This window comes from Vibrio cortegadensis (assembly GCF_024347395.1).
Taxonomy (GTDB): Bacteria; Pseudomonadota; Gammaproteobacteria; order Enterobacterales; family Vibrionaceae; genus Vibrio; species Vibrio cortegadensis.
This window is the reverse complement of record NZ_AP025472.1, coordinates 1,173,095-1,199,641: the sequence shown is the minus strand read 5'-3', so window position 1 is coordinate 1,199,641 and position 26,547 is coordinate 1,173,095. Positions and strand designations below refer to the sequence as shown.

Sequence of the window (26,547 nt, the reverse complement as noted above, 5' to 3'; positions counted from 1 at the left end):
GCTATTCCTCCAGATTGAGCTTACGGCTTGAAACTTCGGCTTGGATGTATGAAATAAAGTCATCCACTTTAAACTTGCCTAAGTCCTTGCCCTTACGGGTACGTACTGCAATTTCGCCGGCTTCCATTTCTTGGTCACCACAAACGAGCATATACGGTACACGTTTCAAAGTATGTTCGCGGATTTTAAAGCCTATCTTCTCATTTCTCAAGTCCGCTTTTACTCTAAATCCACTTTTTTGCAGTTTTTTTGTAATTTCTTGCACATAATCTGCTTGTTTGTCAGTTATGCCCATTACAATTGCTTGTTCTGGCGCCAACCACGTAGGGAAGAAGCCAGCGTACTCTTCAATAAGAATACCAATAAAACGCTCAAGTGAACCTAGAATTGCTCGGTGAATCATAACTGGCGTATGACGCTCGTTATCTTCACCTACGTATGTTGCACCTAAACGTTCAGGAAGTGCAAAATCGAGCTGCACTGTACCACATTGCCACGCACGATCCAGACAATCATACAAAGTAAATTCAATTTTCGGTCCGTAGAACGCACCCTCACCTTCTTGGATCTCGTAAGCGATATCCATAGATTCTAAAGCAAGTTTCAAATCGGCTTCTGCTTTGTCCCACATTTCGTCAGAACCAACACGCTGTTCAGGGCGCGTAGATAGCTTAACGACAATGTTTTCAAAACCAAATGTGGTGTATGTATCGTAAACCATCTCAATACATGATTTCACTTCATCTTGCACTTGAGCTTCAGTACAGAACACGTGAGCATCATCTTGAGTAAAACCACGAACACGCATAATGCCGTGTAGTGCACCTGATGGTTCGTTACGGTGACATGAACCGAATTCAGCCATACGCAATGGTAGGTCGCGGTACGATTTCAAACCTTGATTAAAGATTTGCACGTGACCTGGACAGTTCATTGGTTTAATCGCGTATTCACGGTTCTCTGAACTCGTTGTGAACATCGCTTCAGCGTACTTGTCCCAGTGACCAGAACGCTCCCAAAGAACGCGATCCATCATTAATGGACCTTTTACTTCTTGGTAATCATATTCAGTCAGTTTTTGACGAATAAAGACTTCTAGATCACGGAAGATAGACCAACCGTTGTGGTGCCAGAAGACCATACCCGGTGCTTCTTGCTGCATATGGAATAGATCCAAGTGCTTACCAATTTTACGGTGGTCACGTTTTGCTGCTTCTTCTAGACGCGTTAAATGCGCTTTAAGTGCTTTCTTATCGTGGAAGGCAGTACCGTAGATACGTTGAAGCATCTTGTTGTCACTGTTACCACGCCAGTATGCACCCGCAACGTTTAATAGCGTGAAGTGTTGGCAGAAACCCATATGCGGAACGTGTGGACCACGACACATATCGATGTATTCTTCGTGATGGTACAGACCTGGACGATCGTCTTTAGAAACGTTCTCATCCAAAATTTCAATCTTGTACGTCTCACCGCGCGCTTCAAAAGCATCGCGAGCTTCCTGCCAGCTTACCGTCTTTTTAACAACTTGATATTTAGTCTTCGCTAGCTCTTTCATGCGTTTTTCAATGGCATCAAGATCTTCTTGGGTTAGCGAATGCTCAAGATCGATATCGTAGTAGAAGCCGTTGTCGATGGTTGGACCAATCGCCATTTTTGCTTCAGGGAAAAGCTGTTTAACCGCATGACCAAGCAAGTGAGCGCATGAGTGACGAACGATTTCTAAACCGTCTTCTTCATCTTTTGCAGTGATGATCTCAAGGCTTGCATCATTTTCGATTAGATCACAGGCATCAACACGTTGACCATCAACACGACCAGCAATGGTTGCTTTCGCAAGACCAGGACCAATTGAAGCGGCTACATCTAGAGTTGAAACTGGAGCATCGAACGGACGTTGACTACCGTCAGGAAGAGTTATTACAGGCATATATTATCCTTTACAGTGGTGTCGCACACTAAGCGACACATGCTAAGTTTTTACACTTCAAAAACAAAGAGTTAAATTAAAGTGTTAGTGGGTTTAATTGATTTGGTACAAATTTGGGTACAAGTACGGATGCGCCCTCCTAAATACTAAGGGCATTGTAGCGAATTGAAATGAAATGACAATGCTACAAGGTAAATTGATATAAATGGATAATAAGAAAGGTCAATTTGTTTATGAAACAAAAATATGTAAGTCATTTAATTTATATCGCTGATATATCAAGAGTATACATTTTTATTACATGATTTACTATATATACATTATGTCTTACTACTTTCAAAAATAGTTGTTTAAATTGAACTCTCATACAATGACCATAGTTGCCCACTGCATGAGAGACTAGTTACACTTTTCGATTAGAACAATAAACTAGGGCTTAAAAATGCCCTACAGTTTTAAATTCAATCTTTCGCCACATTAAAATACACTCTAGATGAGTTTTGCATTAGCGTCGTAGCTAAATAGACATCAACTCTATCGTTACCATTCAAATCTGCAGGATATAACTGAGGATAAATATTGTCCTTTAAACCCTGCATTACATGCTCTTGAGCGGCAACATTTCCTTTTCCATCAAAATAATAAATAAGATAAACATTATTTTCAGCATTAAAAGCTAGAATATCAAGATTACCATCACCATTCATATCTGCGATGTTTAATGTTTCACCATCAGAGCCATCAGGAAACTTTGGTAGTTCAAAATCAGTAAAAGTACCATTTCCATCGTTCCAAAATATTTTACTTACGCCACCTAGGTTCTGGTTATACCAATCCCTCGCACCAATGACTATATCCTTAAATCCATCCCGATTTAGATCTGCAATAGCCGTGCTTTGCGCATTTACGCCTTTGAAGCGAACATCAGAAAGCTTAAACGACCCATCTCCATTTCCTAGGTACAACTTACTATCTGGAATTGTATCCGAATCATAATTGGTATAGCACGAAGCAACTAAGTCATACTTTCCATTGTTATTAATGTCTGCAAAATCTATATCCAACATTCCACGATAATCGCAAATCTTTGAGATTGAAAAATCAGGTGTATCTTTGAATTTTGAAGAACCATCATTGATGTATATCTTTACATACTCTACAGAATAGAGTCTATATTGAACGGCTAAATCTAAATCACCATCACCATTTGCATCGACTAGCCTTACATGATTTATATTTCGATCGAAGTTTATTTCATGAAACTTTGTAAAATTACCCTTACCGTCATTTTTATATACCGCAAGAGGCCTCTTATTTACGCCGCCGATAACTAAATCTAAATAACCATCACCAGTTAGGTCACCAGCAGCTACTGTTGAACTATCATTTTGAGAATTCACTGGATCTAAAATTTCGCTATGATGAGAGAAGTTACCCTGTCCGTCATTTATCCAAAGTACGTCACCGTTAACTCCGACGCTGGTACCCGAGTTAGGTTCAAAGATATCTAAAAAGCCATTATTGTTGAAATCTGCAATGATACGATTTGATCTGGAGCTCTTTGTTTCAATTCTTTGGCCCGAATCAACAAGATCGACACCACTTATCTGTATTGGCTCCAGTGTGACTACTTTATTAAGTACTTGAAGTGGTTTTAGAGAAAAAACCGACTCATGCAGCTTCAAGTTTGTTTTTACCTTTAACTCATAGTCCCCAGCTACTTGGTGGGTTTTCAATGACCCACTTGAGTAAGTATCTCCAGTTAAGCCAATCAACTTCCCATTTAAATACACTTCAGCGCCAGCAACTGGTGCACCACTTTCTTCTATAACATTGAGCATAAAAGAACTCAGTAAGCGGCCACTGATAACACTGTTTCTTTTAAGTTCAAGCTTACAGCCTAGTACTTGATGGCTTTCGACGTTTATCACCGCGGTACAACTTGCATAAGGAATATCGCTAGAGCTAGGAACTTTTGTATCTGTATTATAGAAAGCCAGGTATGCAGTTAAAATGTCCTCACCATAAGTCTCAAAGTTACTTGAAGCTTTATAAATACCATTACTATCAATAACCTCTAATGTTTGCTCCTGTACAAGATGATCTCCAGCATTCATTCTAACCAATAAAGACACATGCTCTTCACCACTTGCTTCATCAACAATAATTTTTGGAATATTAATAATAAATTCACCGTTATCCACTAGACGATCAAGTGAGAAGTTAACATCTGCTTGTAACGGGACAATGTCTATACTTACATCTTCACTTTCTCCCAAATTGATTGTTGTATTACCGTCATTGGTCCCCACGATGATACTGCCTTCGTAAAAATTAAGGCCTACCTGATGAGATCCTGCCTCAACATTCACAGTAACTTCCGTAATCCCGATATTTTTATTAATGTCAAAAATGAATTCATCGCCCTGGTTAAGTGACATACCAAATTTCGGCTCATTGAAGTTGATGAGATCTGATGACGGATATTCGAATTTCATCGTTGACAGAAAGCCTACATTGTCAATATCAGTAATCGTGTCACCTATATTTGGTAGTAGTGTCAAACCAATATTTATATCACTGCCTGCCTCTATTTCCTGGGCAAGAGATTGAGCAATATATTGATTACCAGCGCGCTCTAGGATCAGAACAAAATCATATACTCCTGGTGTTAAAGAAATTACTCCATGTGATTCTACAGTTCCATCAGATCGCAAAGTCACTGACCAATCTAAATTTTGGACAACACCACTGTTTACATTGGTAGCCTTCAGCTCTCCAATAAAACGTTGGTCCTGTTTACTCGTAGGTATAGGATCATTCAGATTAAATAGTGCATGTTTCTCAGAATTTATTTTTTGAGAAAAGATGGAAGCAAATTTTGGAGATAATGAAGTTTCTACAGTACTACTGCCTGAATTATTTGTGGATGATGACTCTCCGCCGCCACAAGCTGTTAATAATAAAGCTAAGCCAAGAATGCCTAGCACCCTTTTGTATTTTATTGTTTTCATTTGATTTTCTAAATAGATTGGTTTGGGCCGCAGATACTACAAAATGAGAACCAGCTTTACATCACCTAGATGCATATTTTCATAGAATGTCACACCAAAATGATTCACAACAACTTATACTCCTATTCAGCATCTCATTTGTTAGTGAATAAACGCTTAATTTCTTTGGCAGAACAAATACCCTCGTACTTCATATTTATTAGCTAAACTTAAATGAAAGAACGTCGCATGCAGGGGGCAAGTTGATAAGAACAAACATTCACTCTTTTATTGTTCTTACTTTTTTACTTCTAACATCATCAAGTTTTGCGTTAGAAGCGCACAACTATGGCCCTTTGAATGCATATGCTCAGTCTCCATTACAATCCAATAGCCTTACCCCTCAACTACGGTCTGGCTACTCTCTAACAGAGAACAATGTCGAGCTTTACGCCAATTTCACAGCCGCGAGTATCTGGGCGCATACCGATGAATATTCGATTGATTATTATCAAAACCAGGTCAATGTAGGCGGAAAATGGCAATTAGATGAACGCTGGCAAATAGATCTCGGATACAGACTCAATTATGCAGGTGATAACCATTTAGATGGATTAACGAAAAGCTTCCACCAGCTGTTTGGCATTGATCAAAACGGACGTGATGAGGCAAGTAACCATCAATTCTCAATTTCAATCCCACAATATGATATAGACATAGAGGACTTCCAAAGCGATACACTTTCCAGTGCCACCACTTTATATCTCCAATATCAGTGGCTAAATGAACAGAATCACGGGTTGTCATTAGGAGGTTCGATATATTATAACCACGTCAATAGCGGAACATTTAAAGGCAGTGACTTTGAGCAAGCCGTACAGATTAACTACAGCTATCGAAACCTCTCTCACCAACTATTTAGCACGGTTGGATTGGCTATTCATGACACTGAACGGATATTCACACAGCTAACACACAAAAAAGTGACATTGTCACTCATCTTGGGTTATCAATATCAGATTGCACCTAATCACGAGCTACATCTTGAATACCGTTGGTACGAAGGTGCCATTGATACGCCTAAAAGTTTTTCTGAAGCATCGAATGAGTTTGTGCTTGGTTACCGCTATACCATGCCTCAATCGGCTCTAGAGATTTCTCTAACCGAAAATTTATTTAATATGGATAACAGCACTGACATCGCTTTTACGATTGGGTACCGTTATCACTTATCTTTACACTAAGGATTCTTTGATGAGTTTGCCTTAAATTACGCTCCTTAGATTAATGTTCTCTTCACTAAACCCTGCCTACTGTCCACTCCCAAAATTTCCACTCCTAAAATTCATTGCTCAATCAAAGCTATTGAAATTTTGCACAGATGGCTTACTCTATTTGTATAGTCAATTAAAAGTAAGTATGACCATGTCCAACTCTCCGCTCTACGTTCAGATCCGCCAGTTCATCGCCGATAATATCAATTCAGGCTTGTGGCCGGTTGGGCATAAGATCACTACAGAGTTGGAGTTGACCACTCAGTTTAATGTGAGCCGGATGACGGTAAACAAAGCCATTCGAGATCTTGTCGCAGAAGGTAAACTAGTACGAAAACCTCGATTAGGCACTTTTGTTTGTCAGCAAGATGAGAAGGCAGAGTCACCACTGCTTGATATTAGAAACATCGCTGAAGAAGTCTCAACCAGAGGGAAGCAGTATCACAATCAAGTCGTAAAACAGATTGCGATCAAAGCCGATGAACCCGTCGCGATCAAATTAGGCATCAGAATTGGATCTGATGTTTTTTATAGTGAAATCATTCATTTTGAGGACAATAGTCCAATTCAACTCGAAGTCCGCTGGGTAAATGCTATCTATGCACCGGATTATTTAGATCAAAACTTTTCCAAAGTGACACCCAATCAATACCTCTCCAACAACTGTCCATTGAGCGCCATTGAACATAGCGTAGAAGCCATTGTTCCAGAGTCGAATATTAAAGCCTCATTAGCACTTTCCGATAATGAACCCTGCCTTCTACTTAATCGCCGCACATGGAGTGGTGATAAATTAGTGAGTTCAGCTTTACTCTACCACCCAGGAAGCAAATACAAACTTACCTCTAAGATTGAGTTGAACTAAAGCATATTACTCTACCTTCCGATCACATTTTAGTAACATTAGACTTGTCGAACGCTAATTTTTGCTCTATTTATTTGTATATACATTTAAATTTACGTCGAAGTTGAGTTCTCATATGAATTTAGTTCTTACCAACGCTTGTTTAGTCACAATGCAAACTGGTGAATATGGCTATCAAGTCACAGAGCCAAAAACCGTGGTAGTTAAACAGGGCAAGATCCATTCAATTAACTCAAGTGTCGACATTCAACCAATCGAACTTAGTGATTATCAACAAATCGATTGCCAAGGGAAGTTAGTGACTCCGGGGCTTATTGATGCTCATACTCACCTTGTCTATGCAGGTAATCGTGCCAACGAGTTTGAAATGCGCCTTAAAGGTATTCCCTACCAAGAAATTGCCAAACAAGGCGGTGGAATACTATCGACGGTTAAAGCCACAAGGAACGCAACCGAAGAACAACTCATTGAACTTGCCCTACCCCGTTTAGATGGTCTTATCCGCTCAGGCGTGACTTCAGTAGAGATCAAATCTGGCTACGGGCTAAATTTACACGATGAACTGAAGATGCTTCGCGCGGCGAAAATGCTAGAAAATCACCGCAATATTAAAGTATCAACTACCTTATTGGCAGCTCACGCACTCCCTCCAGAATTTACCAACCGTCCAGACGATTACATTTCATACGTCTGTTCTGAGATCATTCCACTGGCCGCCCAAGAACAACTCGCAGACAGTGTCGATGTCTTTTGTGAAAGCATCGGTTTCAATTTGAATCAGACGCAAAAAGTCTTCCAAACGGCATTAGAACATGGCCTCAAAATAAAAGGTCATACCGAGCAACTCAGTAACCTTGGGGGCAGTGCGCTTGCCGCGGAATACGGCGCCCTCTCGGTTGATCACATTGAATACTTGGACAGTGATGGCGTTAAAGCACTGGCCCAATCGAATACCGTCGCGACCTTGTTACCTGGCGCATTCTACTTCTTAAGAGAAACTCAGCAACCTCCTATTAATCTACTCCGAAAGCACCATATACCAATGGCAATCGCTTCGGATCTCAACCCCGGAACATCACCGTTTGCAGATTTAACACTCATGATGAACATGGCCTGCACTCTATTCGGACTTACGCCAGAAGAGGCATTAAGAGGCGTTACGAGCCATGCCGCGCAAGCTATTGGCAAACAGGATTCCCGAGGACAAATAAATGAGGGCTTCGATGCTGATTTCGCGATTTGGAATATAGAGCATCCTGCCGATTTGAGCTATCAAGTGGGAACTCCCCGCTTAGCTCATCATATTGTGAATGGGAAAGTAAGCAGCGGCTTCATCAATCAGTTATGCAATCACGGAGAGATAAACCATGTCTAGTTCAAAACACACCTCTCACAATTTTAAATGGCATGGGCGAGATGACAAAGAAGATGGAGCGTTAGGGACTCGTGTTCATCACATTACTCAAACCGTAAGTTCTCAGGACTCCCAAGTTACTGATCAGTTTGAATCAAACAAACACGTCGCAATTGTCGGGTTCGAATGTGATGCTGGAGTAAAACGCAACAAAGGTAGAATTGGAGCGCATCAAGCCCCAAATCTTATTCGTCAGGCATTAGCGAATATGGCATGGCACCAATATTCGACTATTCATGATTTTGGTAATATTTCATGTGATGGCGACCAACTCGAATCCAGTCAAACTCAATGTGCTGATGTCATTGCTCAAGCCCTTCAACACAGCCCAGTAATTACATTAGGTGGTGGGCATGAAGTCGCGTGGGCTTCATTCCAAGGTTTGGCCAAGCATATAAACGCGCAATCTAAAACCGCAAGCATTCCACCTAGAATTGGCATTATCAACTTTGATGCCCATTTTGACTTGCGCAGCTTTGAAAGCGACCTACCTGACATAAAACCGAGCTCGGGTACACCATTCAATCAGATCCAACATTTTTGCTCTGAAAACAACTGGCCATTTCACTACGCCTGTTTAGGGGTGAGTCGAGCGAGTAACACAGCCGCACTCTTCAAACGCGCGGATGATCTTAACGTTTGGTACGTCGAAGACACCGAGCTTTCGCACTTTAATCATGTGTATCAATTGACCCAGTTACAGCATTTTATTGATGCGTGTGATTTTATCTACCTCACCATCGACCTTGATGTGTTCCCAGCAGCAACCGCTCCGGGTGTGAGTGCCCCAGCCGCCCGTGGTGTCAGCTACGATACCATCGCTCCTTTTCTAGAACGCATTTTAGATTGTAAAAACAAACTGATTATTGCTGACATAGCAGAGTACAACCCGAACTTTGACATCGATGGACAAACGGCTCGATTGGCGGCTCGACTGTGTTGGGATATTGCCAACGCTATGTCCGATGAGTCGTATCAAAAGCCCACTATTTAGCGGCAAAATTATGATCACTAGATAAAAATTGTAAAACAACACCTAAATCAATGAGAGGTTCAAAAGAGACCTCCATAACGTGAAACTGACCTTTAAAGGAGCATTACCATGACGGAACAACACTCGTCTGATCCACGTCTCGACACTTCACGCACCATACGTGCACCACACGGCACAACGTTACGCGCCAAATCATGGTTAACAGAAGCACCACTTCGCATGTTAATGAATAATTTAGACCCAGACGTTGCCGAGCATCCACACGCGCTGGTTGTCTACGGCGGTATCGGTCGAGCGGCACGAAACTGGGAATGCTATGACAAAATTGTTGAAGTTCTTGAGCGTCTTGAAGATGACCAAACACTGTTAGTTCAATCTGGTAAGCCTGTCGGTGTTTACCCGACTCACAAGAATGCACCGCGCGTATTAATCGCCAACTCCAATATTGTTCCACACTGGGCCAATTGGGAGCACTTCAATGAGCTAGATAAAAAAGGCTTGATGATGTACGGGCAAATGACAGCAGGAAGTTGGATCTACATTGGCTCGCAAGGCATTGTTCAAGGGACATACGAAACTTTTGTCGCCATTGCTAAGAAACACTTCCAAGGTGAAGCCAAAGGAAAATGGGTATTAACTGGAGGTCTTGGCGGTATGGGCGGAGCACAACCTCTTGCGGCGACTATGGCTGGCTTCTCTATGATCGCAGTCGAATGTGATGAATCACGAATTGATTACCGCCTACGTACGGGTTATGTCGATAAAAAAGCCACCAGCTTAGATGAAGCAATGGCGATGATAAAAGAGTCTGACACACCGATTTCTGTTGGGCTTCTTGGTAACGCAGCAGATGTTTTCCCAGAACTTGTTGAACGTAATATCACTCCTGACGTAGTAACCGACCAAACTTCGGCTCACGACCCTCTGAATGGCTATCTCCCACAAGGCTGGTCAATGGAGAAAGCAGCACAAGAACGTTTGGAAGATGAAGCGAAGGTAGTAAAAGCCGCTAAACAGTCCATGGCGATCCAAGTGCAAGCCATGCTCGACCTACAAGATCGCGGCGCAGCAACTGTCGATTACGGCAATAACATTCGTCAAATGGCGCTAGAAGAAGGGGTAGAAAACGCTTTCGACTTCCCTGGATTTGTTCCCGCTTATATTCGACCTCTATTCTGTGAAGGTATTGGGCCATTTCGTTGGGCTGCTCTGTCTGGCGATCCTGAAGATATATACAAAACAGATCAAAAAGTGAAAGAGCTTATTCCAGATAACCCGCAACTGCATAACTGGCTAGATATGGCGCGTGAACGCATTCAGTTCCAAGGTCTCCCTGCTCGTATTTGTTGGGTGGGATTAAAAGATCGTGAACGTTTAGGCCAAGCATTCAATGAGATGGTAAAAAATGGCGAGCTGAAAGCGCCAGTCGTCATCGGCCGAGATCACTTAGATTCGGGATCGGTCGCGAGTCCTAACCGTGAAACCGAAGGTATGATGGATGGGTCCGATGCCGTTTCTGATTGGCCGCTGCTTAATGCCCTACTCAATACGGCAGGCGGTGCGACTTGGGTTTCTCTGCATCACGGTGGTGGTGTAGGCATGGGATTCTCACAACACTCTGGAATGGTAATTTGCTGTGACGGCAGTGATGACGCTTCTGAGCGTATCGCTCGTGTATTGCATAACGATCCGGCAACGGGTGTGATGCGCCATGCTGATGCGGGTTATGACATTGCCAAACAGTGCGCCAAAGATCAAAAACTCGACCTACCTATGTTAAACGCTGAACTTAGCCGTCTGTAATGGAAGATATGACCATGATAAATTTACACCTTAATCCAGGCCACTTGAGCTTATCTGAACTTCGCAGCGTCAGCCGTGCTCCTATTAATCTGTCACTTAATCCTGACGCCATTCCTGACATCGAGGCTAGCACCCGTGTTGTTGAGCAAGTGATTGCCGAAGACAGAACCGTTTATGGTATCAATACTGGTTTTGGCCTATTAGCGAACACACGAATTGCGCCAGAAGATTTAGAAACATTACAGCGCAGTATTGTCCTTTCGCATGCCGCTGGTATTGGCAAATTCATGTCAGATGAGACCGTTCGTTTAATGATGGTGCTCAAGATCAACAGCTTGTCACGTGGCTACTCTGGCATTCGATTGAAAGTAATCAACGCACTGATTGAATTGGTTAATTCTCAAGTGTACCCATGCGTACCGCAAAAAGGTTCTGTGGGTGCATCAGGCGATTTAGCCCCATTGGCTCACATGAGTACCGTGTTGCTTGGGGAAGGCCAAGCTCGCCATAATGGTAAAATCATGTCTGGGCTTGAAGCGCTTAAAATTGCGGGGCTAGACCCGATCACGCTTGCGCCAAAAGAAGGGCTTGCGCTACTTAACGGAACTCAAGCTTCAACCGCTTTTGCTCTAGAAGGGTTGTTTGAAGCGGAAGATCTTTTCGCCTCAGCAACCGTATGTGGTGCCATGTCTGTAGAAGCGGCATTGGGAAGCCGTCGTCCGTTTGATCCGCGTATTCATCGCGTTCGTGGACATCGTGGGCAGATGGATGCTGCCACCGCTTATCGCCACCTTCTAGATAGCAGCAGCGAGATTGGCGAATCACATACCGCGTGCGAAAAAGTGCAAGACCCGTATTCATTGCGCTGCCAACCACAAGTGATGGGAGCCTGCTTACAACAGATCCGAAATTCAGCCGATATTTTGCAAGTTGAAGCGAACTCAGTGTCAGACAACCCACTAGTGTTTGCTGAAGATGGCGACATTATTTCGGGCGGTAACTTCCATGCTGAACCTGTAGCAATGGCGGCGGATAACCTTGCACTTGCGATTGCCGAGATGGGAAGTTTATCAGAGCGACGCATGGCCCTGCTGATTGATAGTGCCTTAAGTAAATTACCACCGTTTCTTGTAGACAATGGTGGCGTAAACTCAGGATTTATGATCGCTCAAGTAACCGCTGCCGCTCTGGCAAGTGAAAACAAGAGTTTGGCTCATCCTGCCTCTGTAGATAGCTTACCGACGTCTGCAAACCAAGAAGATCATGTTTCTATGGCGACTTATGCCGCGCGTCGCCTTCGCTACATGGCCGAAAATACACGTGGGATCCTAGCGGTTGAGTATCTATCCTCTGCACAGGGTCTTGATTTCCGAGCGCCAACGAAATCATCAGTTCGCATTGAAGAAGCCAAATCCATCTTGCGTGAAAAAGTCGCCTTCTATGATAAAGACCGCTATTTTGCTCCAGACATTGAAAAAGCGAACGCATTATTAAAGTCAGCCGTTCACAACCACCTAATGCCTGATAGCGTTCTATGCAGTTACTAATTTAACTCTGTGTCATTTCCATCTCTGGCATCGCTAAATTAATTAGCTTGATAGATTGTTAGATTGTTAGCTTAGAAAGTGAACCTCATCTAGACCATCGATTATCGGTGGTCTTTTTTATTAACAAAAACCCGCGAACTGAGTCAATTTATTCATATCAGCAACTGGATAGACCATTAAATGAAGATAGTTGGATATAATCAGCACAGATTTTTCAACAAGCTGAGAATTATGTTTCTATCTCCTTATTTTTCAAACGCAGACAAACGATTCCAATTCACTCGTGAACAAGCAAGTCATTTTGCTAAAAAAGTAGCGGGCGACTTCAACCCTATTCATGATGAAGACAACAAACGTTTTTGTGTGCCAGGCGATCTTCTCTTTGCCGTTCTTCTTCAAAAAGAAGGCATTAGCCAAAAAATGCGTTTTGACTTCTCAGGAATGGTCAGTGATGGTGTTGCTCTGAGCGTTGAAAATAAGAGTGAGAAAGAGAGCTCGCTAATCGATTCTAATGGCAAAGAGTATTTGCATATGAATCATCAAGGCGACGTTAGCCATGACGCAGCGTTCATTGAGCATGTTGTGACGAACTACGTACAATTCTCTGGTATGAACTTCCCTCACATCATGGTGCCTCTGATGGAAGAGCAACAGATGATGATCAACTGTCAGCGTCCTTTAGTGATTTATGAGAGCATGGAAGTGGAATTCAGCCGCCTAGATCTCACTCACCCAGAAGTCTCATTTGCTGGCGCAAGCTTTGATGTTGACGGTAAACGCGGTGTGGTGACGCTTAACTTTGAATTTAAAGAAGATGGCATCGTTGTAGGTAAAGGCGTTAAGCGCATGGTCGCAAGTGGACTTAAACCTTATGACCAAGCATCAGTGGATGATCTCGTCAATCGCTTCAACGAAAGAAAAGAGATGTTTCTTGCTCAGTTTGCTCAAGCAGCAGCATAACAACACTGATTCGAACCAATAGAAACACGCTAGAAGCAATTAACAAAAAAGGAACTATTAGGTTCCTTTTTTGATTCCGGCAAATTAAAAAGTTTGAGTCGCTTTAGAACCGTTTGTTTAGAACCATTCGTTTTAGAATAATACCGACTATATCCAGCGCCTAACACTCTGCTTATAATCTAAGTACTCTTCCCCAAATTTCTTCTCTAGCACCGCCTCTTCCGGCTCGATTTGAAACCGATTCATATACATAACGAAGACAATATTAAGCGCAACGCTGAGTAGGTTTTGGTAATAGATCGAAAGCCCAATCAGAAGCACCAGCAAACCTAAGTACATCGGGTTTCGGGTGTATCGGTAAATGCCACTGTCAACCACTGAAGATGCCTCTTCTGGTTTAACTGGGTTCACGGTTGTTTTAGCTTGGCGAAACGCCACAATACCTGAAATACCAACCACACCACTGATGGCGATTGAAACGAATAAAATAGCCAACGAGAATGGCACGGCGATGTGGGCCCCCGCTGCAAACGTATGAGCCAAATGCATAAGAAGAGCGACAACAATAAAAACAGCAACGGGAGGGATCTTTAATTCAAGAGCTTTCATCATTTAACATTCCTTGTTAATTCTTATTCATACAATTCGTATCGATTCCAGCACTCGACTTTACACTATCGAGCCACAATCTATTTTTGTATATACCAGTTTTACATAAACCCACTTCGCATGTACCAGAACAAGCCCAACAGCGTTGCTGAGATCACTCTGGTGTCACTTATATCCTAAACAACGGTATCCTAATCAGCGGTATCCTAGTCAACCAATTGTAGTAATGCTTGCAGTGGATGCGCCAACTTAACTCCTTCAAAGCGTTTCACTTGGCTACGGCATGAGTATCCCGTCACTAAGCATCTCTCTTTCGGTAAGTCCGCTAAACTTGGCTTCCAACTGAGCCCATAAATATCTTTCGACATCTGCAGTTTATCCACTTCATGGCCAAACGTACCCGCCATGCCACAGCAACCAACAGGCACAGTATTCAGCACGCCACCAAAATGAGTGAAAATCGCGCCCCACTCTTTTTCAGCGTTCGGTAGCTTTGTTTTTTCAGTACAGTGTGAGAATAGATACCAAGGTGACAATTCCGACGAACGAGCCTGAGTCTCTAGCTCAAATTCATTCAAACGGGGTAATAGCCACTCATGAACGGTTAACACATCAAAATCACCTCGCTTATCGCCAAGGATCTCGACATATTCATCTCGATAACAGAGCACAAGAGCAGGATCAACGCCCACCAGCGGGATTTCTAAATCAGCGACTTGAGACAAAAATGCCGATGTCGACTGCGCACTTTGAGCAAACTTTTTCAAAAAGCCTTTAATGTGTAGCGCTTTTCCATTGGGTTTAAAAGGCAGTAGCACAGGCACTTTACCCAAACGTTCAACCAGCAAGATAAAATCTTCTACCACTTGTGCATCGTAGTAACTAGTAAATGGGTCTTGCACAATCAGTACATGATCGGCTCTATCTTGTTTCGAAAGACCAGCCAGTCTTTGCAAGTCAAACTCTTGAAGGCTCGCCTTCCTTAAGCGCTTTTCTAAAGTGGGGACAGACAGCAGCGGAGCGTCTACATACCCAACGGTTTTGGCGGTTAAGCTTTGGATCCATTGCTGCGACAGAGCGGTATTAACCACTAAAGGCGCTTTTGCCATAAGCGGCAGCATGGTTTCAATATTCGCAACCAAGTAGTCTTTTACAGGACGCTGGTAACGAGAGTAATAGATATTCAGGAAACGAGAACGAAAACTTGGTACATCGACTTTGATCGGACATTGACTCGCACACGCTTTACACGCTAAACAACCATTCATCGCTTCATAAACTTCATGTGAGAAATCCTCTTCATGACGTTTATTGAAACTATGCCTCACTTTATCAACCATGGTTTTTATCGTTGGCGTCGACTCAAGAACTTGTTGTTCCAAATCCAAAATATCTACGCCTTGCTCAGTCAATTGCCTTAACCACTCCCTGACGAGTCCGGCACGCCCTTTTGGAGAATGACGTCTGTCAGCCGTGACTTTCATTGATGGACACATTGGCGAGCTAGTATCGTAATTAAAACACAGTCCGTTACCGTTACACTCCATCGCTTGTTTAAAGCTATCACGGACTTGGACATTAATCTGGCGGTCATAAAAACCACGTTTTGTCCCCGTCACTTTAACTAACTCGGCCTCGCTATCAAGCGGAGTACAAATTTTCCCAGGGTTCATTTTATTGAGCGGATCAAACGCCGCTTTTACACGGCGCAACTCTGTGAACAATTCAGGTCCAAAAAACTCCGGCCCGTATTCAGAACGGAAACCTTTACCATGCTCTCCCCACATCAAACCGCCATACTTCGACACCAACTTCACCACTTCATCCGAAATTTGGTGCATCAGTAGCTCTTGTTGAGGATCGCACAAGTCCAGTGCAGGACGCACATGAAGTACACCCGCATCAACATGCCCGAACATACCGTAGTTCAATGATTTCGCATCCAGTAGTTCACGAAATTCAGCGATAAAATCCGCTAAGTTTTCAGGTGGGACACAGGTATCTTCTGCAAATGCGACAGGTTTAGCACGACCTTTCGCCGCCCCCAGCAACCCAACCGCTTTTTTACGCATATTATAAATGCGCCCGATCTCAGATAAATCGTTACAAATCTGGTAACCAATAATGCCCGCATCTTCAGTTTCTAGCATCACGTCAAGTTGGTCTGTCAGAGCTTTAATTTGGGACTCAACTTCAGCTTCATCTTGGCCTGCGTATTCGACCATATTAACGCCCAGCATCTCTTTATCTGGAACATCGGTAAACAGATCACTCACGGTGTGCCATACAATATCTTGCTTGGCTAAGTTCAATACTTTTGAATCAATGGTTTCAACCGACAAGGCATTCGCTTCTACCATAAAGGGAGCATTGCGCAGCGCCGAATCAAAACTGTTGTACTTCACATTCACTAACGTTCGAGCTTTAGGAATTGGCGTCAAATTCAATTTAGCTTCAGTGATGAAAGCTAAAGAGCCTTCCGCTCCGCACAGCACCCGCGTTAAATCGAATTCATTGGTATCGTCATCAATTGCATTTTTGAGATCATAACCCGTAAGGAAACGGTTCAGAGGTGGGAATTTATCTAGAATTTGACTTCGCTTGTTTCGGCACACCTGCTCTGTGACCGAAAGAGCTTGATAAGCCAGTTCATCTTCACTTGGCAAACCACAAGATAAGTCAGATTCGAAACAAGACCCATCGGCAAAAACGGCTTGAAGAGAAAGAACATGGTCTGATGTTTTGCCGTATTTCAGCGAACCCTGACCAGAGGCATCGGTATTAACCATTCCGCCCAGTGTCGCTCGGTTACTGGTTGATAGATCTGGAGAGAAGAAATAACCAAAAGGACGAACAGCATCATTAAGCTGATCTTTGACGATCCCAGACTGAACTCGAACCCAACCTTCTTTATCATTTATCTCAATAACTTGATTCATGTGGCGAGAAAGATCCACCACAACACCTTGCGTCAAAGATTGACCATTAGTACCCGTACCGCCGCCACGAGGCGAGAAGGTGACTCGGTCATATTTTGGATTTGAGCTAATCTTACCAATAAGAATGACATCTTGAGTGGTTCGAGGGTGAACAACGGCTTGAGGGAGTTGTTGGTAAACACTGTTGTCTGTCGCCACCGCGAGACGGCTAGAATATTGAGATTCAATATCGCCAGAGAAACCAGCGGTTTTAAGTTCGTCTAAAAAGCAGACGACAACGGGATCAACATCCGTATTTAAATGAAGTCTTGGTAACATTGCGCTTCCTGCCCCTACTACGCTGATCCAATCAGCTATGGGTTTTGGTTAAAATAATCTTATTCTTTGAATTTAGTCACTTTACACCATCTAAAAAGGTGATCAAATCAGAATCTCAAGACGAAAATGAAACAAGTACTTCCGTTTTTATTTTTACAAGTCACAATGACGACATATAGCATATAAATTGACGCATTTAACGAGCGAATAAATAATGAAAAAAAATAAAGTAGTGACAACCGAAGACATCCTTCTCAAACTTTGTCAGTCAGTGTCTGGTGTACTCACATCTGCAACCAATTCAAAAGTGTCTTACTCTGCAATGGTGCAGAAAATCAACAAAACGAGCCTTAAACCTGATTTCGGCTGTTTCGTTCTATTTGACGGTGGCTTTTCTGGGTTAGTCGTTATCAACTTCACATCAAAGGCAGCATTAGAGCTTTACGCGAACTACATGCGTAATATGGGCATGCCAGAAGATGAATTAGCGGTTTTGCACACGTCAGATGAGGTTGGAGACGTTCTTGGTGAACTGACTAACCAATTAGTTGGCGACTTTACCAATAAGATCCGTAAAGAACTACAAACCAACATTACTCAAAACCAACCAAAAATGTTGTCACTGAATAAACAGGTAAACCTTTCTGTTGATACTAATCTAGATCGCCCACAAGCGCGTCGTGTTACTTTCTCGACTGAGAAAAACAACATTTTCTACCTTGAGTTGGCGATGGATAAAACAGAATTCATTCAATTAGAAGAATTTGAAATTGAAAAAGAGCAGTGCCCAGATTCAATTTTAGCGTCGACTCAAAAGAAAATGAAAGAAGAGCAGAATAAAACTGCAGCGGCATCAGGCGGCAACGATGCAGCAGCCGATCTTCTCGATGAGCTAGGTATTTAACCCTCACGCTCTACGACACTAATCAACGCCATCGACGAACTTCATTGGAAGCGAACATCGATGGCGTTTTTATTTCACATGTTTCCAAGATATCCAATCATTCTCTCCGCTAAGATTCTTTTTTCTCTCTACCGTTTTGAGTTAAATCTAAAAAACAGGTAAAATGTCTGACTCTTCAAAATAAGCGGATGTTAACAAGCAGTAGATGGATAAGAAAAAAGCCCTAAAGAAAATTGCCAAATGCCTAGAGCTTGGAAATTCAGCCAACGTCAATGAAGCAGCTAATGCCATCAAAATGGCTCATGCCTTGATGGTTAAATATGGCTTGGATAAGGATGATATTGAATTTATCAAAATGGGCAAAACTCAGTCCAGTCACCTTCTACCTGCTAATGTCAGTTCGACTATTTTACGTGTGATCCGCGGTATCAATACTAGATTCGGTGTCGAAGCCGTATTACTTAATCATAAAGGTCTGAAACGCGTTGAATTTATTGGTGAAGCTGACCGCGCTATTTTTGCAGCCTTTGCTTTTGATATCGTTTATCGTGAATTGAATGAGCATACTGGTCAGTTCCGAAACAGTTTTTCTGGTTCAGGCACAAGTAACCTTGAAGTGACTCGTCGAGTGAATTCCTTTGTTTCTGGTTGGGTTGAAGGTGCACTAGAGAAACTTCCTATTATTACGCCTGATGAAGAGTCTGCGAATAAGATCAATAATTACATTGATAAAGAGTTTGAAAATATCGATCGCGAAACCTTCAAGCAGCAATTAAGAGAAGCGATGAAAAATTTAACCGCTGATTATGAAGTTGGATTAAAGAAAGGCCGTAAAGTCTCTGTCAATCGTCCGATTAATGGGGCACAAGAACTCAAGAGACTTAAGTAACGGCACTCGCGATAAAATGTTAAGATACCGCATGCGATTCAGTTCATACTTTAGCTGAATCGTGCGTGATTACTTACCCTGACTATAAGAAGCCTTATTTAATGAAACGTTATTTGCTCATTTTTGCTTTTCTCTTCGTAAGCCTAACTTGCAATTTAGCGTATTCCAGCACTGATAATATCGCCCTTCTGACAGCCAAAGCGAATCAAAACGATCCTCAGGCTCAGTATAACCTCGCTCAATCTTACGCTTTAGGCGTCGACACCGAAAAAAACATCGACACAGCATTTCATTGGTATCAGCAAGCCGCAAAAAGTGGCCATAAAGCCGCGCAGTACAAATTAGCTCAAGCCTATGAACTCGGGGAAGGCACCACGATAAACCTTGAACATGCACTTCGCTGGTACACACAACTTGCTCTTGAGGGGGATAGCAAAGCGCCTTTGAAATTAGCGAGCCTATTTGAACGTACTAACGTTGATATTAGTGAACTAGATATGGCTGAAATCTGGTACCAAATTGCGGCAGACACCCTTTCCGATGCTAAGTTAAACACTCAAGCGGAGGATGGCTATTATCGAGTATTAGAGAGACAATTCAATACTCAAAGAGCCAAGCAACTCTCTTCTATTGACCAACTTGACGCTCAAATTGACCCCATCACTCTGGATATTCCTCAAGATGAACAGGACCTACCTGAAAATTCTGATAGTTGGTCATTTAAAACGTTCATGAACCAACTCAATATTTTTAGCGGTGACTCCAGCATTTTCATATATGCCCCTTGGCTAATTATCGCCATTCTCAGTCTAGTATTGATCATGGCAGTGAAACGCAATCGTCATGATCAAACCAATGAATTGATGGAGCAACAACTGAAGCTTCAGGAAGAACTAAAAGCTAAAACCTTTACGATAAAGCAGCTTAAGCGCCAACTAGAGACGGTATTTCGTGAATTCAAAAAGCATCAGAACTCTTCTAAAAATCAAAAACTGAATATTTCTTGCGCTATATTTGGCTTTACCCCATCAAACATACCCGATGAGAAAAAAATCAAATTACGCTTTAAACAACTATCAAGAATTTACCATCCAGATATGAAAGGCAGTGAAGAAGAGATGAAACGCTTAAATGGCGCTCTTAAAATAATTCTCCACAATGTTACAAAAAAGTAACAAATAATCAGAATTATCATGTCCAGCTTTCTCTATCTCCTATAAATATTGGCTTAGCAATCGATCTCCCTCTCAAAAATACGTAACAAACAGTTAACTTCATTGTACTATGTATGTCATAATGCACGCCGAAAATGACACCTGAAAACAAAAAGGTGGGGAGAAGATAATGTTCAAAATTGAAGGCGTTTGTGATTGGTGTAAACAGCCAGCTCTACTCGCGAAACATGATTATATTGATGGGAAACACCATCACTCATGTAAAGACTGTAATGCAATGGCAACACTGGATGTACGCCAATTCAATATTGAAGAACAGCAGATGCTCGCACAGCTTCAAAAAGCATCTTAAAGCATAGATAACTGATCGTTGCTCAAAACAGAAAATGGATAGAAAGCGCCGCGTACAAGGCGCTTTTTTGATCCCCCAGCATAAATTTTCAATCACTCTTAATCTAGGCAAACGCTTTATGCGCCAGTTCCCTCTATCTATAATAACGACTGAAAAAACTACTGTATAAGTCATTACTTACACTGGATAAACTCCCTCCTATTTACGTTATTAACTACATCTCGCGTTAACACCTCTCGATACACTCAAAGTGTGAAATAAAATAAACCCCTTAAAAATCAACAAATAATAATTAATGTCGAAATTTAGCTTGTGATCGGAGTCTATAAATCCATCAATTAATACTTGATCTTCTCCCTCAAAATAACTACTGTATAGACATACAGCATGTATAGAAGGACAGTGCCATGACTCCAGTATTTATGATTCAGAAAGCTTTAGCTCAAAAAACTTTGACTCAACAAGCAATGACTCAAAAAGCGATGACGCCATTAACGTTTAACTTTGACACTTTTGATCATCACGCTCATATTACCTCTATCAACTCTGTGCCAACTCAAGCGACACAGTTTTGGAAGCGTATCTCTGAGCTCTCGCATCAAAATCAATGGATACTTTTCACGGCTCAATGTCCGCGCCCTTCCATAAAGCAACTCACACGATTTAACACTTGCAGCAGCAAAGTGATTCATATGAAGGCTTCTAGCTACCAGTCTGAGTTTGAAATCGCAATCAAAGCGATTCAATCAGGTAATGCGAGTGCTGTTGTCGTTAGCAATAATATTGATGAATTTGGTCAACGCCAACTCAACATTTTGGCTAAGAAGCACCAATGCGAAGTGTTTTTTACTGAACATTCATCTCAGGTATTGCACTAATAATTTTGGTTTACCTCATGAACACAGCCCTGTTTGACTAAATTATTTCGCCTCCTTTATCGGAGGTTTTTTTTACTTCCACCAACACTTAGCAAACGTTTGCTTTTTGCTGGATGGAAATTAATTTTCTGGTATGATGCATCCAATAACGATGCCTACTAGAAACGATGCCAACTTGAAATGACGCCTACTAGGTATTTTCTCCGTGTGATGTTTAATAAAAGATAGGAATGTCTAATGAGCTTCGCTGACCAAGTTCTTGCCGTAAATGATGACCTCCCAATTCGTACCAATAAACCTGTTCATAGTGGAAAAGTACGCTCTGTTTATTGGTTGACTGAAGAAGACAGCCAACGATTAATCAAAGAAAAAGGATACAACGTCTCACCGGACGCTCCACTTGCGATTATGGTGATCAGTGATCGTATTTCTGCATTTGATTGCATATGGCGTGGCGAGAATGATTTGAAAGGTGTTCCAGGGAAAGGTGCCGCTTTGAACGCTATTTCTAATCACTGGTTTAAGTTATTTAAAGATCATGGCTTAGCGGATAGCCACATTTTGGATATCCCTCATCCATTTGTCTGGATTGTCCAAAAAGCGCGCCCAGTTATGATTGAAGCTATTTGTCGCCAATATATAACCGGTTCGATGTGGCGCGCCTATGCCAACGGTGAACGAGAGTTTTGCGGTATTGAAATGGCAGATGGCCTTGAAAAAGATAAAGCCCTACCAAACTTGCTTATCACGCCATCAACTAAGGGGATTCTTAAAGGCATTCCTGGTGTTCCAGAAGCTGATGATGTGAATATTACACGTAAGAACCTTGAAGATAACTTTGCCGACTTTAATTTCAGTAAGATTGAAGACATCGCTCAGTATGAAAAATTATTGAAAGAGGGCTTCGGAGTAATAAGTAACGCTTTAGCTCAAGTGGGGCAAACATTTGTCGATACCAAGTTTGAGTTTGGTTATGTGAATGATGCGCAAGGCATTGAAAAACTGATTTATATGGATGAAGTCGGTACTCCTGACTCTTCTAGAATTTGGGACAGCAACGAGTATCAACACGGAAAAATTGTTGAGAACTCTAAAGAGGGTTTCCGTCAGTTTTTACTCAATCACTTCCCAGATCCTGACATCCTTCTTAATAAAAACAGGATGCCTGAAAGAGAAGCACTTGCTCGTGATAATGCGCTTCCACTTGATGCATTAATGTCGGTATCTCGCACTTATATCGATATTGCGGAAAAAGTAACGGGGCAAAAAATAGAGTTAAGCGATAATCCGAAGCAAGAGATCATTGATATCTTAAGCAAAGAGTACAATCTTATTGATTAGTCCAATCTAAGCGATTCTGGTAAAAACAAAAAAAGAGCCATCATTTGGCTCTTTTTTAATGTTCAATTTTCACATCTCTACGTTTACCGAATAAGCACCAATGAACTTTGTTTATGTGGCATTAACTCATGTTCAGCGATTCAACTTAGTCACCAGCCACAAACTAAAGAGTGATGTAAAACTCATCTGGCGACGTGTTATTGATAACCAGTTGGCCGCGATCTTCAATATGCTTAATTTGCTCTTTCTCTAATGGGTAAGGCATTACGACTTTCAGCTCTTCAATCCCTTCAAGTTTGGCAAGTTTCGCCAAAGTGACAATATTGGACTCATCGCTTTTACGTGAGGACATGGATTTCAGTGCCATTTCCCATAAACGATCTTCTGGCTTGGTTAGCTCTTTGATGTTGTCACGCCAAACAATTCCAAATATCGGAGCAAACGAGCTCATTGCCTCTAAAAACGTCCATTTTTTACTGCACGAAGCACCAAGAAACGATGTGTAGTCAAATAGTACGCTCGCATCTTCCTGTTTATCCATAATGTCCCCCGACATAAACGCAACACGATATGTTGTGGTTAATATCAACCAATTCCCCCTATATAGCAATAGGATATAAAAGAACGGTCTTTTATACCCTCTCAACCATTCAAAAGGAAATATGAAACGCAAGCTTCTAACATAATTCACACATTAATTTCAAATATGCGCTTAATTGATTAATATTATGCAGAATAAATAAATACAAATTCGCCATATGTTTACTCCCCATATAAGTTGCATCTATTTATTACCGAACATCGACGACTCGACTCACTTTCTTATATTGAATTCGCCAACCTTTCCACGTTGGTAGCTCCCACCTTTTTGGATCGCCCTTTCTAGACCCTCGCTGATATATCACTTGTATCAACTTCTTCGAGACATAATATTCAACCGTTAACTGAAGATCAGCCAAAGCGATACTTTGAGGGTATTGGTGAGCAAAATCATCAAACTCCCAGTAAGGAATGCCTTCAAATGTAAAGTCACTGTTGTCGAAAATACATAGCTCTTCAACATCCTGAATCTCAAGTTCAGTGAGTTGGTCAATAAGCCACTGCTCAAAAGTAAGTTCATCATGGGTCGAGTGCTGTGCATCAAGTCCTAGCTCTACGTATAATTTCCATAGGTTGATCTCCATTCGCCGTTCGTCAGCGAGCCCGATGAGCCACTCATTTCGATTTACCGCATCAACAATTGGCTTTAAAAGCAGTTCTCCTTCTGGCATCACTTGCCGAGTCGTCAATAGGCGTCCTGCGTATCGCAATTCCATCTCCGTTAGAATTTGATTTTTTCCTGAGCTTTGTTCGCCACTTTTTACCACCGTTGTTTCACCCTGAACCCAATCCCCCAATTCAAGCTCAATTAACAAGCTAAGCGGAACTGGTAGCATAACGGTTGCTAAATTTAATGTTTGCTTAACGCCTCGCCCTGGAATGCTATGGGTATCCATCACAATGGCGGCCTCTGCTTTGTCAGAAAATCGACTATGCCTTCCTACCGCTACTTCCATCTCTCCATTTGCCAATGCTTGGCGACGTTTTTCTCTTCGAACGAAAACCAACTCCGGATGTAATTGAGCAATGCTAGTTAGAAATAGATGACGGTCATATCGCGAAGCAACGTCAAGCTGTGGCAATTCAAACGCCTCTCTCATTTGCTTAGACAGTCCCTTTGCCTCTTTTAGCGCTTCTTGTTCAACCTGAATCGAATCAAAGGTTCTCCCTCTGACTAGGTTAATCAATATTTCACCATCGCAATGATGAGGTTCCTGTTTCTCAATCGGTTGGTCATCATCCTGATGAGGTTTGATTTGATAAATCGCCGCAGGAACCGATAGTGCGGCTGCCAGATCAACCATCACTTCTTTTAATGCTCTTGATGGCATTCTAGTGACGAGGTCGGCATATAGAGCATCTATCGGAAGCGGTGATAAAATTGTCCCATGCGGTGTAATCTTACCTTCGGAATCGATGGCTTGCATAAGTCGCAATTTTTCCGTCGCAGAGGCCATGGATTTAGGTGGTAGATCGTCTAAGAATGACAACTGATCTAACGAATATCCACAACTCGCAGCCGTAAGCATAGGCTCAACTAACTCTTCTCGCTGTAATTCTGGTGGCGTCATACTTTCTAACGCGGCATGCTCTCCATACAATCGAATACACAGCCCATCCATTACCCGCCCGGCTCGACCTGCCCGCTGCTTAGAGCTCGCCTTTGAAATCGACTTTAAACTTAGAGTGGTGCGTCCATTTCTCTGAATAGTCCGCCGCTCAAGCCCAGAATCAATCACGGTTGAAATATTCGGGATGGTTAACGATGTTTCAGCCACGTTGGTTGCCAGCACCACTTTCTTTAGATGAACATCTGAGCTTTCAGAGTCACCACTATTTTCTGAATCATGAACCTGCAATGGTTGAGCGTTCAAGGCTAATTTACGCTCTTTATCTGAAACGGAGGCATGCAACTTCACAACAACACAGCCAGCAATACTTTGTAGCATCTGAGCACATTGTGTGATCTCTTTTCTTCCAGGTAAGAAGACCAAAATATCACCCGGACTTACTATCAGCTGTTTTTTAACTTCATCGACAATTCGATTCTCAAGCATTCTAATATCGGGAAGTTGCTGGCTCTCACTCGTACGATAGATATAGTCCACATCAAACAGGCGACCTTGGGATTGGAGCCGAGTGGCATTCACATATTCGGCCAGTCGATGCCCCTCTAATGTCGCAGAAGTGACAATAAGCCGATGACGATTCGCCTCCTTCAATAACGCCACCAGAAGATCGGTGTCCCAGCGCCGCTCATGAAATTCATCGATCATGACAATATCAAAATCCGCTAGTTTGTTTTCAGAAAACCAGCGCAGTGCGACTCCTGGGGTAACAAAAACAATGTCACTATCTTCGCTAAATTGAACGTCTAGTTTGATGGCGTAACCAATAGATTGCCCTACCCGCTCTAGCCGCTGACTGGCTGTATATTCCGCGAGTGAAGTACAGGCGATTCGACGAGGTTCAATCACTAATACTCGGCCGTGTTTCGATGCCCATATTGGAAGTTTGGTTGACTTACCCGATCCCGTTTCTGCTTCTACAACAAGATTATATTTTGCGATAGTGGCTTCAAATTCAGAAAATAGCGCGTCTATTGGAAGTGAATGCATGTTATTAGTAAATAATATGGAGATTTGCGTTATTATACTCCAAAGACATAAGCGAGTGTTTGTTTTCCCAAACCTTAGCCTATGCTATTTACAACTGAATAACTTAACCGTTATCATTTTTAAGATCCCCCAACCCCTACATAG

General features: G+C 42.2%; 19 protein-coding genes. 13 read left to right on the top strand and 6 right to left on the bottom strand.

Going from position 1 to position 26,547, the window contains the following annotated elements; genetic code table 11:
* Position 1: 1 nt before the first annotated feature.
* Both thrS and OCV39_RS05455 read right to left on the bottom strand, forming a co-directional pair.
* On the bottom strand, positions 2-1,930 hold the full coding sequence (gene thrS, locus OCV39_RS05460) for a threonine--tRNA ligase (protein ID WP_261889194.1): 1,929 nt from the start codon (positions 1,928-1,930) through the stop codon (positions 2-4).
* A 461-nt stretch (positions 1,931-2,391) separates the two neighbouring features.
* The gene (locus OCV39_RS05455) at positions 2,392-4,944 is read right to left on the bottom strand and encodes an FG-GAP repeat domain-containing protein (protein ID WP_261889193.1); all 2,553 of its coding nucleotides are present in this window, start codon (positions 4,942-4,944) and stop codon (positions 2,392-2,394) included.
* A 242-nt stretch (positions 4,945-5,186) separates the two neighbouring features.
* Here OCV39_RS05455 and OCV39_RS05450 point away from each other — a divergent pair, with 242 nt between their 5' ends.
* The 7 genes from OCV39_RS05450 to OCV39_RS05420 all read left to right on the top strand — a co-directional run bounded on the left by OCV39_RS05450 (position 5,187) and on the right by OCV39_RS05420 (position 13,780).
* The gene (locus OCV39_RS05450; protein WP_261889192.1) at positions 5,187-6,167 is read left to right on the top strand and encodes a DUF3187 family protein; all 981 of its coding nucleotides are present in this window, start codon (positions 5,187-5,189) and stop codon (positions 6,165-6,167) included.
* Between the two features lie 181 nt (positions 6,168-6,348).
* On the top strand, positions 6,349-7,062 hold the full coding sequence (hutC, locus tag OCV39_RS05445) for a histidine utilization repressor (protein ID WP_261889191.1): 714 nt from the start codon (positions 6,349-6,351) through the stop codon (positions 7,060-7,062).
* 115 nt (positions 7,063-7,177) lie between these two features.
* Positions 7,178-8,437, top strand: coding sequence for an imidazolonepropionase (gene hutI, locus OCV39_RS05440; protein ID WP_261889190.1), 1,260 nt, complete (start codon positions 7,178-7,180; stop codon positions 8,435-8,437).
* Positions 8,430-9,470: a formimidoylglutamase gene (gene hutG / locus OCV39_RS05435; RefSeq protein WP_261889189.1), complete on the top strand. Its 1,041-nt coding sequence runs from the start codon at positions 8,430-8,432 to the stop codon at positions 9,468-9,470. Before hutI ends, hutG begins: the two co-directional genes overlap by 8 nt.
* A 108-nt stretch (positions 9,471-9,578) precedes the next feature.
* A complete protein-coding gene (hutU, locus tag OCV39_RS05430; protein WP_113795330.1) occupies positions 9,579-11,273 on the top strand; it encodes a urocanate hydratase in 1,695 nt (564 codons plus the stop codon).
* A gap of 14 nt (positions 11,274-11,287) precedes the next feature.
* Complete coding sequence (gene hutH, locus OCV39_RS05425; protein ID WP_261889188.1) at positions 11,288-12,820, top strand: histidine ammonia-lyase; 1,533 nt, start codon at positions 11,288-11,290, stop codon at positions 12,818-12,820.
* Between the two features lie 231 nt (positions 12,821-13,051).
* On the top strand, positions 13,052-13,780 hold the full coding sequence (locus OCV39_RS05420; RefSeq protein ID WP_261889187.1) for a DUF3581 domain-containing protein: 729 nt from the start codon (positions 13,052-13,054) through the stop codon (positions 13,778-13,780).
* 147 nt (positions 13,781-13,927) lie between these two features.
* On the opposite strand, the gene OCV39_RS05415 is transcribed toward OCV39_RS05420, so the two are convergent.
* Together OCV39_RS05415 and ydiJ are read right to left on the bottom strand one after the other, a co-directional pair.
* Positions 13,928-14,389: a methyltransferase family protein gene (locus OCV39_RS05415; protein WP_261889482.1), complete on the bottom strand. Its 462-nt coding sequence runs from the start codon at positions 14,387-14,389 to the stop codon at positions 13,928-13,930.
* 206 nt (positions 14,390-14,595) lie between these two features.
* Positions 14,596-17,646 carry a D-2-hydroxyglutarate dehydrogenase YdiJ gene (ydiJ, locus tag OCV39_RS05410; RefSeq protein ID WP_261889186.1) on the bottom strand — a complete coding sequence of 1,017 codons (3,051 nt, stop codon included), beginning with the start codon at positions 17,644-17,646 and terminating at the stop codon, positions 14,596-14,598.
* Positions 17,647-17,860: 214 nt separating this feature from the next.
* Here ydiJ and OCV39_RS05405 point away from each other — a divergent pair, with 214 nt between their 5' ends.
* From OCV39_RS05405 to OCV39_RS05380, 6 genes are all read left to right on the top strand, one after another.
* A complete protein-coding gene (locus tag OCV39_RS05405; RefSeq protein ID WP_261889185.1) occupies positions 17,861-18,550 on the top strand; it encodes a DUF3334 family protein in 690 nt (229 codons plus the stop codon).
* A 205-nt stretch (positions 18,551-18,755) separates the two neighbouring features.
* The gene (locus OCV39_RS05400) at positions 18,756-19,439 is read left to right on the top strand and encodes a DUF2786 domain-containing protein (RefSeq protein WP_017052536.1); all 684 of its coding nucleotides are present in this window, start codon (positions 18,756-18,758) and stop codon (positions 19,437-19,439) included.
* Between the two features lie 101 nt (positions 19,440-19,540).
* A complete protein-coding gene (locus tag OCV39_RS05395; protein ID WP_261889184.1) occupies positions 19,541-20,614 on the top strand; it encodes a J domain-containing protein in 1,074 nt (357 codons plus the stop codon).
* A 169-nt stretch (positions 20,615-20,783) separates the two neighbouring features.
* Positions 20,784-20,966 carry a hypothetical protein gene (locus OCV39_RS05390; RefSeq protein WP_261889183.1) on the top strand — a complete coding sequence of 61 codons (183 nt, stop codon included), beginning with the start codon at positions 20,784-20,786 and terminating at the stop codon, positions 20,964-20,966.
* A 407-nt stretch (positions 20,967-21,373) separates the two neighbouring features.
* The gene (locus OCV39_RS05385; protein WP_136993666.1) at positions 21,374-21,844 is read left to right on the top strand and encodes a hypothetical protein; all 471 of its coding nucleotides are present in this window, start codon (positions 21,374-21,376) and stop codon (positions 21,842-21,844) included.
* Positions 21,845-22,081: 237 nt separating this feature from the next.
* The gene (locus OCV39_RS05380; RefSeq protein WP_261889182.1) at positions 22,082-23,185 is read left to right on the top strand and encodes a phosphoribosylaminoimidazolesuccinocarboxamide synthase; all 1,104 of its coding nucleotides are present in this window, start codon (positions 22,082-22,084) and stop codon (positions 23,183-23,185) included.
* A 163-nt stretch (positions 23,186-23,348) separates the two neighbouring features.
* Here OCV39_RS05380 and OCV39_RS05375 read toward each other — a convergent pair whose 3' ends face one another.
* Positions 23,349-23,726, bottom strand: a complete 378-nt coding sequence (locus tag OCV39_RS05375; RefSeq protein WP_017052531.1) for a hypothetical protein — start codon at positions 23,724-23,726, stop codon at positions 23,349-23,351.
* 250 nt (positions 23,727-23,976) lie between these two features.
* A complete protein-coding gene (locus OCV39_RS05370; RefSeq protein ID WP_261889181.1) occupies positions 23,977-26,403 on the bottom strand; it encodes a helicase-related protein in 2,427 nt (808 codons plus the stop codon).
* Between the last annotated feature and the right edge of the window lie 144 nt (positions 26,404-26,547).